The sequence below is a fragment of the Streptomyces boncukensis genome (assembly GCF_011045075.1).
GTDB lineage: Bacteria > Actinomycetota > Actinomycetes > Streptomycetales > Streptomycetaceae > Streptomyces > Streptomyces boncukensis.
On sequence record NZ_JAAKZZ010000188.1, the window covers coordinates 1 to 12,788 of the forward strand.

10 protein-coding genes are annotated in these 12,788 nt (G+C 74.6%); 6 read left to right on the forward strand and 4 right to left on the reverse strand.

The window, feature by feature from the left end:
- The first annotated feature begins 9 nt into the window (after nt 1–9).
- The 5 genes from G5C65_RS18775 to G5C65_RS18795 all read left to right on the forward strand — a co-directional run bounded on the left by G5C65_RS18775 (nt 10) and on the right by G5C65_RS18795 (nt 6,488).
- Complete coding sequence (locus tag G5C65_RS18775) at nt 10–1,320, forward strand: aldehyde dehydrogenase family protein (RefSeq protein ID WP_165300024.1); 1,311 nt, start codon at nt 10–12, stop codon at nt 1,318–1,320.
- A 90-nt stretch (nt 1,321–1,410) separates the two neighbouring features.
- Nucleotides 1,411–1,899 (forward strand): glutathione peroxidase, encoded by a 489-nt coding sequence (locus G5C65_RS18780; protein WP_165300025.1) that lies wholly within the window; start codon nt 1,411–1,413, stop codon nt 1,897–1,899.
- 99 nt (nt 1,900–1,998) lie between these two features.
- Nucleotides 1,999–3,408, forward strand: coding sequence for an APC family permease (locus G5C65_RS18785; RefSeq protein ID WP_165300026.1), 1,410 nt, complete (start codon nt 1,999–2,001; stop codon nt 3,406–3,408).
- Nucleotides 3,409–3,705: 297 nt separating this feature from the next.
- Nucleotides 3,706–4,896 carry a low temperature requirement protein A gene (locus G5C65_RS18790; RefSeq protein ID WP_165300027.1) on the forward strand — a complete coding sequence of 397 codons (1,191 nt, stop codon included), beginning with the start codon at nt 3,706–3,708 and terminating at the stop codon, nt 4,894–4,896.
- A 152-nt stretch (nt 4,897–5,048) separates the two neighbouring features.
- Nucleotides 5,049–6,488, forward strand: coding sequence for an aldehyde dehydrogenase family protein (locus G5C65_RS18795; protein WP_165300028.1), 1,440 nt, complete (start codon nt 5,049–5,051; stop codon nt 6,486–6,488).
- Between the two features lie 9 nt (nt 6,489–6,497).
- On the opposite strand, the gene G5C65_RS18800 is transcribed toward G5C65_RS18795, so the two are convergent.
- The 3 genes from G5C65_RS18800 to G5C65_RS18810 form a co-directional block, all read right to left on the reverse strand.
- Nucleotides 6,498–7,454 carry an SMP-30/gluconolactonase/LRE family protein gene (locus tag G5C65_RS18800; RefSeq protein ID WP_165300029.1) on the reverse strand — a complete coding sequence of 319 codons (957 nt, stop codon included), beginning with the start codon at nt 7,452–7,454 and terminating at the stop codon, nt 6,498–6,500.
- 292 nt (nt 7,455–7,746) lie between these two features.
- A complete protein-coding gene (locus tag G5C65_RS18805; protein ID WP_165300030.1) occupies nt 7,747–9,360 on the reverse strand; it encodes a thiamine pyrophosphate-dependent enzyme in 1,614 nt (537 codons plus the stop codon).
- A gap of 28 nt (nt 9,361–9,388) precedes the next feature.
- Nucleotides 9,389–10,861 carry an MFS transporter gene (locus tag G5C65_RS18810; RefSeq protein WP_165300031.1) on the reverse strand — a complete coding sequence of 491 codons (1,473 nt, stop codon included), beginning with the start codon at nt 10,859–10,861 and terminating at the stop codon, nt 9,389–9,391.
- Nucleotides 10,862–11,008: 147 nt separating this feature from the next.
- On the opposite strand from G5C65_RS18810, the gene G5C65_RS18815 reads away from it, so the two are divergent.
- The gene (locus G5C65_RS18815) at nt 11,009–11,782 is read left to right on the forward strand and encodes an IclR family transcriptional regulator (protein ID WP_165300032.1); all 774 of its coding nucleotides are present in this window, start codon (nt 11,009–11,011) and stop codon (nt 11,780–11,782) included.
- A 115-nt stretch (nt 11,783–11,897) separates the two neighbouring features.
- Here G5C65_RS18815 and bla read toward each other — a convergent pair.
- The coding region (gene bla / locus G5C65_RS18820; RefSeq protein WP_241265898.1) for a class A beta-lactamase at nt 11,898–12,788 on the reverse strand (891 nt) is incomplete at its 5' end.

The window sequence follows — 12,788 nt, forward strand, 5'->3', positions numbered from 1 at the left end:
AGACAGCCCATGCCCCACTCCGACGATCCCGTCGACCAGCTGCGCGCTGTCTTCGCCACCGGCCGGACCAGGCCGCTCGGCTGGCGCCGGGAGCAGCTCACCCGGCTGCGCGCGCTGTTCGCCGAGAACCGCCGGGAGCTCGCCGACGCGCTCCACGCCGACCTGCGCAAGCCGCCCGCCGAGGCGTACGCGGCCGAGGTCGACCTCCCGCTGCGGGAGATCGACCACACGCTGGACCACCTGGAGGAGTGGCTCGCGCCGCAGCAGCTCGGCCCGGCGGCGCTCGCGGGGCTCCCGGAGGGCTCGACGGCCGGCACCCGGTACGAGCCGCTGGGCACCGTGCTGGTCATCGCCCCCTGGAACTACCCGGTCCAGCTGGCGCTGCTGCCCGTCGCGGGCGCCCTCGCCGCCGGCAACACGGTGCTGCTCAAGCCGAGCGAGCTCGCCCCGGCCAGCTCCGCGCTGCTGGCCCGGCTGGTGCCGCGGTATCTGGACGGGGCCGCCGCCGTGGTCGAGGGCGGTGTGCCGGAGACGACGGAGCTGCTGGCCCGGCGCTTCGACCACATCTTCTACACCGGCAACGGCGCCGTCGGCCGGATCGTGCTGCGCGCGGCGGCCGAGCATCTGACCCCGGTGACGCTCGAACTGGGCGGCAAGTCACCGGTGTTCGTGGACCGGGACGCCGACCTCACCACCGTCGCCGAGCGGCTGGTCCGTACGAAGTTCGCCAACGCGGGCCAGACCTGCGTGGCACCGGACTACGTCCTCACCGACCCGGACACGGCGCGCGGGCTCGCGGCGGCGCTGGCCGGCGCCGTCGAGCGCCGCTTCGGCCCCGACCCGCAGGGCTCCGAGGCGTACGGGCGGATCGTCAACGAGCGCCATTTCGACCGCGTCAGCGCGCTGCTGACCTCCGGCACCACCGCCGTCGGCGGGCGGACCGACCGCGCCGACCGCTATATCGCTCCCACCGTGCTCGCCGGGGTCGAGCCCGACGAGCCGGTGATGCAGGAGGAGATCTTCGGCCCGGTACTGCCCCTCGTCGAGGTCGCGGACCTGGACGAGGCGATCGCGTTCATCAACGAGCGCGACAAGCCGCTGGCCCTCTACGCCTTCACCGGGAGCGAGACCACGCGGCGCCGCCTCGCGGCCGAGACCTCCTCCGGAGGGCTCGGCTTCGGAATGCCGATGGCGCACCTGCGGGTGCCGGACCTGCCGTTCGGCGGCGTCGGCGAGAGCGGCATGGGCAGCTACCACGGGCCCTGGTCCCTGGCCGCGTTCAGCCACCGCAGGGCCCGGCTGGACGTCCCGCTGCACTGACCCGCGCGGCACCGGCCCCCCGCCCACTCACCTTGCGCCCTCGTAGACTTGGCGCCCCGGACGGGGGCGAGTGCACATCAGGAGGGTGAAGTGACTGTCTTCGACGTGGAAATCGACGCGCTCCAGGGCGGCCCTGCGCGGCTCGCGCAGTACCGGGGCAGGGCCGTCCTGGTGGTGAACGTCGCCTCGGAGTGCGGGCTGACGCCGCAGTACGCCGCGCTGGAACGGCTCCACGAGCAGTACGCGCCGCGCGGCTTCACCGTGCTGGGCGTGCCCTGCAACCAGTTCATGGGCCAGGAGCCGGGCAGCGCGGGGGAGATCGCCGCGTTCTGCTCGGCCACCTACGGGGTGACCTTCCCCATGACCGAGAAGACCGAGGTCAACGGCCCCCAGCGGCACCCGCTGTACACCGGGCTCGTGGACGCTCCGGACGCCGAGGGCCACACCGGCGACATCCGCTGGAACTTCGAGAAGTTCCTGATCGCCCCGGACGGCGCCGTCGCCGCCCGGTTCGGCCCGCGGACCGAGCCCGACGCGCCCGAGGTCACCGCCGCGATCGAGGCGGCGCTGCCGCACTGAGCGGGCCCCCGACGAGCCCGGCCCCCCGCGCCGCGCCGTGATCCAGTCTTTACGGCACGGGTATGGTGCCCCGATCGCTCCGTGCGCTGCACTACGTCCATGGTCGAGAACGGCGGATTCCTGCGGGTGCTGGGCCGGGGCGACGTGCTGGCACTCGCCTTCGGCGCGATGATCGGCTTCGGCTGGGTGGTGCTCACCTCCGACTTCTTGGCCGACGCAGGACCCGGCGGCGCCGCCCTCGCCTTCTGCGTGGGCGGCGTCGTCGTCGCGCTGGTCGGGCTCTGCTACGCCGAGCTGGTCTCGGCCATGCCGCTCGCGGGCGGCGAGCACCACTACGGGCTGCGCGCGCTCGGCTCGCGCGGGGCCTTCGTCGCGTCCTGGGCGATGCTGCTCGGCTACCTCTCCGTGGCCGCCTTCGAGGCGGTCTCGCTCCCGCAGACCCTGCTGTACCTCTTCCCCGACATGCTGGCCGGGAGGATGTGGACGGTCAGCGGGTACGAGGTGCACGCCACCTGGGTGGCCGTCGGGGCCGGAGCGGCCCTCGCGGTCACCGCGGTGAACTACCTCGGCATCCGCCCCGCCAGCGTCTTCCAGAGCATCGCCGTGCTGTTCCTGCTGGCCGTGGGCGTGCTGCTGCTGGTGGGCTCGTTCACCGGCGGTTCCGGCGAGGACATGCGGCCGCTGTTCCGGGGCGGGGCCGGCGGCCTGTTCAACGTGCTGGTCGCGGTGCCGTTCCTGTTCGTCGGCTTCGATGTGATCCCGCAGTCGGCCGCCGAGATCAAGCTCCCCTACCGGCAGGTGGGCAAGCTGCTGGTGGTCTCCGTGGCGTGCGCCGCGCTGTGGTACGCGCTCATCATGCTCACCGTCGGCTCCGGGCTGACGGCGGGCGAGGCGGCCCGCGCCGACCTGGCGTCGGCCGACGCGATGGCGGGGCTGTGGGACAGCCGGACCATGGGCAACATCCTCGTGGCCGGCGGCATCGCCGGGATCCTCACCAGCTGGAACGCCTTCCTCATCGGCGGCAGCAGGCTGCTGTACGCGATGGCGGAGTCCGGGATGCTGCCGCGCTGGTTCGCCCGGCTGCACCCCCGCTTCCGCACACCGGCCCACGCCGTGCTCACCATCGGCGGGCTCTCGGCGCTCGCGCCGCTCTTCGGCCGGCCGATGCTGACCTGGCTGGTCGACGCGGGCGGCATCAACATCGTCGTCGGCTACGTGGTGGTGGTGCTCTGCTTCCTGGCGCTGCGCCGCCGCGAGCCCGCGATGGAGCGCCCCTTCCGCACTCCCGCGGGCCCGGCCCTCGGCGGTGCGGCGCTGCTGCTGAGCCTCGGCCTCGGCGTGCTCTATCTGCCGGGGATGCAGGCGGCGCTGGTGTGGCCTCAGGAGTGGGCGATCGTCGGCGCGTGGTGGGCCGTCGGCGCCGTCTTCCTGTGGCGGCTGCCGCGCGTCGCCCCCGGCGCGGACGCGGAGCGGCGGCTGCGGGCCTCCGTACCCGGCGCAGCGAGCTGACCAGCGGGACCCGCGGCTCAGCGGGCCCGGTGGCGCGCGCAGCTCGGCCCGCCGCCGCAGGCACACTCCGCGACGCGCCGCAGGCGGCAGCCCCGATCCAGCGGGATCCGCGGGAGACACCCTTTAGTGCCGTGGCCGGAAAGGTTTGCCGTCTCGCGTCGTCCGGTGCGGTGCATCGCAAGGCGCCGGATCGCGGCTCGTACTGGGCGTACTCGCGTGATCCGGCAACGCCGCGAGGCGCCGTGCCGGGCGGCGCGAGGCGGTGAACCTTTCCGGCCACGGCACTAGCATGCCCGCATGCCTGCTGAGACTGCCCGGCGCCCGGTGCTGCGCTCGCGGACGAACGGAGAGGCCCCCGAGGTCGGGGCCATCGAGCTGTTCTTCGACCTCGTCTACGTGTTCACCGTGATCCAGCTCTCCCACTTTCTGCTGGCGCATCTGACCGGCACCGGCGCACTGCGCGCGCTGGTGCTGTTCGCGGCCGTGTGGTGGGGGTGGAACTACACCGCGTGGGCGATGAACTGGCTGGACCCGGACAGCGTCCCGGTGCGGCTGCTCACCGCCTTTCTGATGCTGATGGCGCTGGGCATGGCCATCGCGCTGCCGGAGGCGTTCGGCAAGGACGCGGTGCTCTTCGCCGCCGCGTACGTCTGTCTGCAGGTGGTGCGCAGCGCCTTCATGGTGTGGGCCTGCCGGGGCCGGCAGCTGGGCGGCAACTACGCGCGGCTGCTGGCCTGGAGCGCGCTGTCCGGCGCGGCGTGGCTCACGGGCGCGCTGGGGCCCGAGGACCAGCGGCTCGGGTGGTGGCTGGCCGCCGTAGTGATCGACTACGCCGCGCCGCTGGTCGACTTCCGGCTGCCCGGTCTCGGCTCGGCGCCCGCGCGCACCTGGCCGCTGCACCGCGAACACCTGGCCGAGCGCAACCGGCTGGTGTTCATCATCGCGCTGGGCGAGTCCATTCTGATCATGGGATTCACCCTGGACGAGGTGGAGCTGACCGGGCAGGTCGTCGCCACGACCGTGATCGGCTTCGCCGGACTGGTGCTGCTGTGGTGGAACTACTTCGGCTTCCGGCCGGCGCGCGAGCGCGAGGAGGACCCGGCCGGTGCGCAGCAGACCGCCATCGCCCGCTCCGGATTCGCCTACGCGCACGCAGTGATGATCGCCGGTGCGATCGTGGTGGCCGTCTCCATCGAACAGGTCACCCTGCACCCCACCGGACCGGTCGAACCGGAGGTGGCGGTCTGCGTGGCCGGCGGCCCGGTCCTCTATCTGCTGGGCAACCTGCTCTACCTCCACGCGCGGACCGGCGTGGTGGCCCTCTCCCGGCTGGTGGTGGCGGCGCTGCTCGCGCTGCTGGGGGTGGTCGCGGGGACCACCGGGGTGCTGAACCCGCTCGCGCTGGCCGCCGCCACCGTCGCCTGCATGTTCGGGCTGGCCCTCTACTCCGGGCTCACCCCGCTCCGCTGCGCCCCGCTGACGGCGTAGCCGACGGCGTAGCCGACGACGCAGGGGTGCGCGGCCCCGGCACGGATCGGCGGAAACTGCGGTGACCCCGGTGGCGTAGCCCTCCCGTGTGGGGGAAGGGGTGACGGTGTGTTCGAACCGGTGACCCTTCCGGGGCAGAGAGGGGCGGGGCGATGAGCCGTCCGCACGTACAGAACCTGATCGACGGCAGCTGGCGGGACGGGCCCGCGGTCGGCGAGACCCGCGCCCCCGCCACCGGAGAGACGATCGGCACCTTCGCCGACGCGGACGCCGGGACCGCGCGTGCCGCGATCGGCGCGGCGCGGCGCGCGTTCGCCGCCCGGGACGGCGGCTGGGCCCGGGACCGCTCCCTGCGGGCCCGCGCGCTGCTGGAGATGGCCGACCGGATGGAGGCCCGGCGCGACGAGCTGATCGCGCTGCTGTCCCGGGAGAACGGCAAGAAGCTCGCCGACGCGGCGCTGGAGGTCGACGACGCCATCCCCAAGCTCCGCTACAACGCGGCCCTGGCCCTCACCGACACCGGACGGGCCGGGGAGACGGCCCCCGGCAGCTACTCCATGACGCTGCACCAGCCGATGGGGGTCGCCGGTGTCATCGTGCCGTGGAACGCCCCGGTCGTCCTCGCCGTGCGCTCCTTCGCGCCCGCGCTCGCCGCCGGGTGCACCGTGGCGATGAAGATGCCCGCGCAGACCGCGCTCACCAACGGGCTGCTGTACGAGATCGTCGCGGCCACCGAGTCGCTGCCGCCCGGCGTGCTCAACGCCTTCACCGAGTCCGGGAACGAGGGGGCGCCGCTGCTCGTCTCCGACCCCGGCACGGACGTGATCAGCTATACCGGCTCCACGGCCGTGGGCCGCGCGATCATGGCGAGTGCGGCGCAGCGGCTGAAGCCCTGCTCACTGGAGCTGGGCGGCAAGTCGCCCATGCTGGTGTTCGACGACGCCGACCTGGACGCGGCCGTACCGGTGCTCACCGCGGCCGTCACCACCTTCGCCGGGCAGTTCTGCATGGCGGGCAGCCGCATCCTCGCCCAGGCGGGCGTCGCGGACGCGCTGCGGCAGCGGATGACGGCGGCGCTGGAGGCCGTGCGCCCCGGCCCCGGGGACCAGCCGGACACCGGTATGGGCCCGGTCGTCGACCGCGAGCAGGCGCTGCGGATCGACGGACTGGTCGCCGAGGCCGGGACCTACGGCAAGGTCCTGGTGCGCGGGGGCCTGCTGAACCCCGAGGGCGCCGACGCCTTCCTGCGGCCCTCGCTGGTCGAGACCGACGACGTGGACGTGCCGCTCGTCCAGCGCGAGGTCTTCGGCCCGGTGGCCACCTTCGAGGTGTTCGGCGACGAGGACGACGCGGTACGGCGGGCCAACGCCACCGAGTACGGCCTGGCCGCCTCCGTGTGGACCCGGGACGTCGACCGGCCGCTGCGGGTCGCGCGGCGGGTCGACGCGGGCACGGTGTGGACGAACACCTGGGCCGTCATCCGCGACCAGATGGAGGAGGGCGGCTTCAAGCAGAGCGGGGTCGGGCGGCTCAACGGCCCCCGCGCGCTGTCGGAGTTCCAGGAGATCAAGCACCTGGTCCACACGGTGTAGGGCGGAGCGTCACAGCGGGACCGCCACCACGTTGTACTCCGTGTCCGGCTCCGGCGGTGTCGTAAAGCGGGCGTTGACGAGATAGAGCCGGTTCCGGTAAGGCGCCGCGGTGGTCGGAACGTCGAAGCGCGGGTCGGTGATCCGCCGCCGCAGCTTTGCCGTCGTCCCCCGCTCGTCGAGCGTGAAGACGCTGACGACGTTCTGCCGGTTCTGCACCACGTACAGCGTGGAGCCGAGCCGCACCAGGCCGTCGCCGCCCACCACGTCCTCCGCGCCGCGCAGCGCGATCTCGGTGGCGCGGCCGGTGCGCAGGCTGACGCGGTAGAGCCGGCCCAGCGGGCTGTTGACGACGATCAGCGCCCGCTCGTCGGGCGTGGCGACGACGCCGTTCGCGTTGACGCCGTCGGGCTCCTGCTGCCAGTCGCCGCCGAGCGGGAGCTCGCGGATCTCGTGCGGCCCGTAGCGGCCCCGGGGGACGCCGTACAGCACGCTGTCGTAGGAGTCGGTGAACCAGGCGCGGTCCCGCAGCAGCACCGCGTCGTTGATGAAGTGGCCGCTCTCCGGGGCCGCCTGGTGGGTCGCGACGAGGGTGCCCGTGTGGGTGTCGAGCACGCGCACGGTGCCGTCCGTCCGCCCGGCGATGTACAGCAGCCCGTCGTGGTCCAGCTTCACGCCGACCGCCGAGGTGCCCTCCGCGCCCGCGTACACGACGCGGCCGCGGCCGGTGCGCAGGTCCGCGCGGTAGACGGCGCCGTTCGCGAGGGAGCCCAGATACGCGTACGGCTCCTTGCCGATGGTGATGCCCTCGGGCTGGAACCCGTCGGGGAGCGGGAACTCGGTGGGCCGGCCGGCGCCGCGGCGGGGCCCGGCCAGCGCGGTGCCGCCGGCCGCCGCCGTGGCGAGCGCGGCCAGGCCGGCGCCGCCGAGCACGGTGCGGCGGGAAGGGCGGGAGTCGTTCCGGGTCATGGCTCGTGCCTCCGGGGGTGTGGGGGAGGTCGGGGACAGGGTCGAGCTCCGGTTCCGCACCGTGTCCCAACGAACCGCCCCAACTCCGAGTTCCCTCCCAGGGGGAGAGACTGCCCCTTGCCGCGCAGTTCCCCGCGCCCCTGGCGGGGCGCCCGTGGCCGGCCGGTACGCGCTGCGCCCCGGAGGGGCGCGGGGAACTGCGCGCCAAGCCACACAGCACCCGCAGCCCGCGATGTACCGCAAGGGGCAGCCCCGGCCCGGCAAGCGCAGCCCCGATACCAGGCGCCGGACGTCACCGGGCCTGGCTCACCTCCACTTCGAGCAGCAGCGGCGCCGTCCGCTCCGCGAGCTTCGGCAGCGCCTCGTCGAGCTCGCGCAGCAGCGCTGCGCGGCCGGTGACCCGGCGTGCCGGACAGCCCAGCGCCGTCGCCAGTCCGGCCAGGCTCACCTCGGGGAACGCGGGCCAGGCGCCGCCGCCACCGCCGTGCTGCCCGGCCAACTGGTCCAGCACCGCGTACCGGCCGTTGGCGAGGACGACGACGAGCACCCCCACCCCGTAGTGCGCCGCCGTCCACAGCGCCTGCACCTGGTACAGCGCCGAGCCGTCCCCGGCGACGGCGACCACGGGGCGCGCGGGAGCGCCCATCCGCACCCCGACCGCGGCGGGCAGCGCGAAGCCGAGCCCGCCCATGGCGGCGCTGAGGAAGCCCGACGGCCGCCGGGCCGGGAGCAGCGCGTGCAGCTCGGGACGGCTGGAGGGGGTCTCCTCCAGGACGACGGCGTCGGCGGGGATCCGCGCGGCGAGCGCGGCCAGCACCTCGGCGGCCTCCAGCGCCCCGTCGCCGTCGGGCTTCCACGCGTCCCCGGGGGCGGCCCGCGCCCCCGCCCGGTCCGCCGCGTCCGGTGCGCTGTGCGGGGCGCGCTGCGGCACCTGGGCGGCCAGCGCCGCGCAGAACTGGGGGAGCGGGGCGAGCGCGGCGTACTCCACCGGGGCGCGCACCGCCTCCGCGGGGTCGTCCGTGACCAGCGCCAGCCGGGTGCCCGGCGGGGCCAGGGGGCCGGGCCGGTAGGCGTACTGGCGGAGCACCGGCGCGCCGACGGAGAGGACGAGGTCGTACGGGGCCAGCACCTCGCGCAGCAGGCTCCGGTCCGACGGCAGGTGCCCGGCGAAGGACGGGTGGTGCTGCGGGAACCCGGCGCGGGCCCCGAACGCCTCCTGCCACACCGGGCACCGCAGCCGCTCCACCAGCGCGGTGAGCGCGCCCCAGGTGTCCGGCGCGTCGCAGCCCGCGCCGACCACCAGCGCCGGCGCCGTGGCGTCGGCCAGCAGGTCGGCCACGTCCCGCACCGCCTCGGGGTCGGCCGCGAGCGCCGGGCGCAGCCGGTCCGGCGCGGGCAGCGGCAGCTCCTCGGCGGGCGCGGCCCAGTCGTCCATCGGGACCAGGACGAGCGCGGGCCCGCGCTCCAGCCGGGCCGCGTGCGCCGCCCTGGCGAGCGCGCCCGGCACGTCCTGGGCGCGCGGCGGCGTCTCGCGGCGCACGGGGTAGTCGCCCGCCAGCCCCGCCAGACGGCCGGTGAGAAAGGGCTCCTGGACCAGGTGCCTGCGGTCCTGCTGGCCGACCAGCGCCACCAGCGGCGCGCGGTTCTCCCGCGCGGTGGCCAGCGCCCCGACGGCGTTGCCGAGCCCGGCGGTGGTGTGCAGCAGGGCGAGCGCCGGTTCACCGCGGGCGAGCGCCCATCCGGTGGCGGCGCCGACGACGGAGCCCTCGTGCAGGGCCAGGACGAACCGCAGATCGTCGGGGAGGCCGGTGAGCAGCGGTACCTCGGTCGAGCCGGGGTTGCCGAACAGGGTGGTCATACCCTGTCGGCGCAGGACGTCGAAGGCGGCGTCGCGGACGGTGCGCATCTGTCTCGATCCCTTCGCTGAGGGGGCGTCAGGCGGGGGTGCCGCCGGGGGCCGGTGCGGCGCCCGGCGAGCGGATCCGGGAGAGCACGAGGAGCCCGGCGACGACGAGTCCCGCGTCCAGCCACACCGCCGCGTGCCAGGCGCCCGTCCCGTCCCGCAGCACCCCGCTCACGGCGGGGGAGAGCACGGCGCCGGTCTCCCCGATGAGGTTCTCCATGCCGAACGCCGAACCGCGCATCCCGGGCGGGGCCAGCTCGGCGGTGAGCGCGTGGCCGACGGGCTGGAGGGCGTTGAAGAACACGCTCGCGCTGAACAGCAGCGCCCCCATGGCCCACAGCGACGGCGCGGCGGCCGCCGCCAGATACCAGGCGAACGCGATGGTGAGCACCGCCTGCGCTCCGGTGAAGGCCAGCATCATCTGCTTGCGGCCCCAGCCGCGCCGGATCCCGTGGTCGGACAGCCAGCCGCCGACCGGGAAGCCCAGGATCCCGGCCCCGGCGTTGAACCCGGCGGTGAGCGCGGAGTTCATGAACGACGAGTGTGCGGCGCCCGCGACGATGGAGACCGACCAGAAGCTGAAGAACCACAGGTTCCACAGGATCGCGATGTTGGCGAGGTACAGCAGGAACAGATCGCGGTTCTTCAGGACGGGCCCCAGCTCCTCGCCCTTGCGGCGCAGCGCGAACAGCACCAGCCCCACGGCCAGGGCGACTTCCAGCAGCGCGATCCACAGCTCGGACAGCTCGGCCCAGTCGCCCACCGCGTACACGGCCATCACCAGGGCCAGCGCGGCGGCCGCGTACGCGCCCAGGTGCAGCGCGGCGCGGCACAGCACGGTCAGCCGCAGATGGGCGCGGAACCACACGGTCAGTACGGCGGCCACCAGCAGCGTCGCCGCGCCGAGGATCCAGAACGCCATCCGCCACGCCTCGATGTCGGGCAGCAGCGCCTTGCCCACGTCGATGAAGTGCGGGGTGAGGACGAGCGCGAGGGTGATGCCGATCGACAGCCCGGTGATGACCACGCCCATGCCCAGGCTGCGGTGCCGCTCGGGGGTGACGGCCGTGATCAGCGTGCGGTCGTTCGAGTAGAAGGCGCCCTCACCGAGCCCGGTGACCACCCGGACCGCGATGAACGCCACCAGCCCGCCCGTGAATCCGGTCAGCAGCGTGGCGACACCCGCCCAGAACAGGCTGATCACCAGCAGCGTGCGGTGGCCGTAGCGGTCGCCCAGATAGCCGCCGGGGAACTGCGTGAGCATATAGCCCGCGAAGAACAGCCCGCCGATCAGCCCGCCGAGGGCGTGCGGGCGGTCCGCCTCGGCGAGGAACCCGACCCCGTTGTCGATCATCCAGGTGACGACGGGCCCGGTGACGGCGCGGTCGGCGGCGCTCACCGTCCAGCCCAACAGCAGCAGCAGCCACAGCGTGTGCCATGGGCGCCAGCGGCCCGGTGGGCGGGCCGGAACGCCGGGGGGCGCGTCGCGCGGTGCTGACGCCATGCCGGGACCTCCAGACGGTGGCCGAGGTCAGCGGATTCCGTGGAACGGAACGATGCGGAGCGGTACGGGAGTTCTCATGCGCGCATCAGCCCACCAAACTAGGTTTTTCCCCTCTCCGGAGGAATGCTCTGGCATAGAATTTCTGCTATGCCGAAAGATGGCACCGACCCGGCCGACGCCTACGGAGCGAGCTCCGTGGCCAACGCGCTGCGCACGCTGGTGTATCTGCGCGAGCGGGAGCCGGCGCGTCTCACCGAGGTGAGCGACTATCTGGGCGTCGCCCGCTCCACGGCGCACCGCCTGCTCTCGACGCTGCGCGGCCACGGCTTCGTCGAACAGGAGCCCGGCACCCGGCGCTACCGCCTCGGCCCCGTGCTGCTCGGGCTGGCCCGCCGCACCGTCGACGAGCGCACCCTGGTCCGCGTCGCCCGCCCGCATCTGGAGCGGCTGCGGGACGAGTCGGGGGAGACCGCCAACCTCCTCGTCCTGGACGGGCCCGACGTCCACTTCGTCGACGGCGTCGACGGCACGCAGCCGCTGCGGGTCGCACCGCGCACCGGGGACCGGCTGCCCGCGTACGGCACGGCGGGCGGCAAGGCGCTGCTGGCCCGGCTCCCGCCGGACGCCGTGCGCCTGCGGTACGCGTCCGGGCTGGCCCGGCTCACCCCCGCCACGCTCCCCGGGCTCGCGGACCTGGAGGCGGAGCTGGCCCGCGCGCGGGAGCGCGGGTTCACGCTCAACATCGACGAGAGCGTCGCCGATGTGCACGCGGTGGGCGCCGCCGTGTACGACGCCTACGGCGCCGGCGTGGGGGCGCTGACGATCTCGGCCCCCAGCACGCGGATGGGGGCGGCGCGGGCGGTCGCGCTGGCCCCTCTGGTCCAGCGCGCCGCGGATGCGGTGACCCGCGACCTGGCCTGACCCCCGGCGTCCCGCGCCCCTCCGGGGCGCGGGGAACCGCGCGAGCGGCCACGACGTACGCGGCGCCCGGCGGCGGACCGTGCGGGGCAGTCCGGTTGCCGCAGTCCGAAAGGGCTCAGCGGAGCGTCGAGGTCACCAGCTTCACGGCTCGCGCGACGATCGCGTCATGCTGCGGCCCCTCGGCCGCGTACGTCGTCGACAGCACCGCCAGCACCAGCGGCCCCCTCCCGGGCGGGAAGACGACCCCGACGTCGTTGGCGACCCCGTAGTCGCTGCCGCCGCCCGTCTTGTCCGCCGACACCCACCCCTCGGGCAGCCCGGCCCGGAAGCGGTCGGTGTTGGTGGTGTTCGCCACCAGCCAGCCGGTCAGCCGCTCGCGGTCCCGGCGCGGCAGGGCCCGGCCGACGAGCAGGCGGCCGAACGTCGCCCCGATGGCGCCCGGCGTGGTGGTGTCGCTGATCCGCCACGGCTCCGAGGAGTTCAGCTCGGGCTCCCAGCGGTCGAGCCGGGTGGTGTCGTCGCCCAGCGAGCGGCAGAAGCGGGTGACGGCCGTGGGCCCGCCGAGCTCGCGCAGCAGCAGGTTCGCCGCGGCGTTGTCGCTCTCGCCGACGGCTGCCGCGCACAGCTCGCCGACGGTCAGCCCGTTCGCGAGGTTCTCCGGCTTGCCGGTGACCGGCGCGTAGCCCGACTTCCGGACCAGCCACTGGGTGTAGTGGACGCGCTTGGCGAGGAACTCCCCGTCGCGGTCGAGGTCGCGCAGCACGGCCCCGACTGCGGGAGCCTTGAACACCGAGCACATCGGGAAGCGTTCGGCGGCCCGGTAGGCCACCGTCGCGCCGGTGTCCGTGTCCCGCGCGTACACGCCCAGCCGGGCGCCGTACTCGCTCTCCAGCGCGCGGAACCGGCGGGACAGGGCGGAGGTCGCGGGGGCGGGCGTCGCGGCCGCGGCCCGGCCTGGCGCTGCCACCAGCGCGGTGAGGGCGGTGCCGGCGCCGAACGCCAGGAC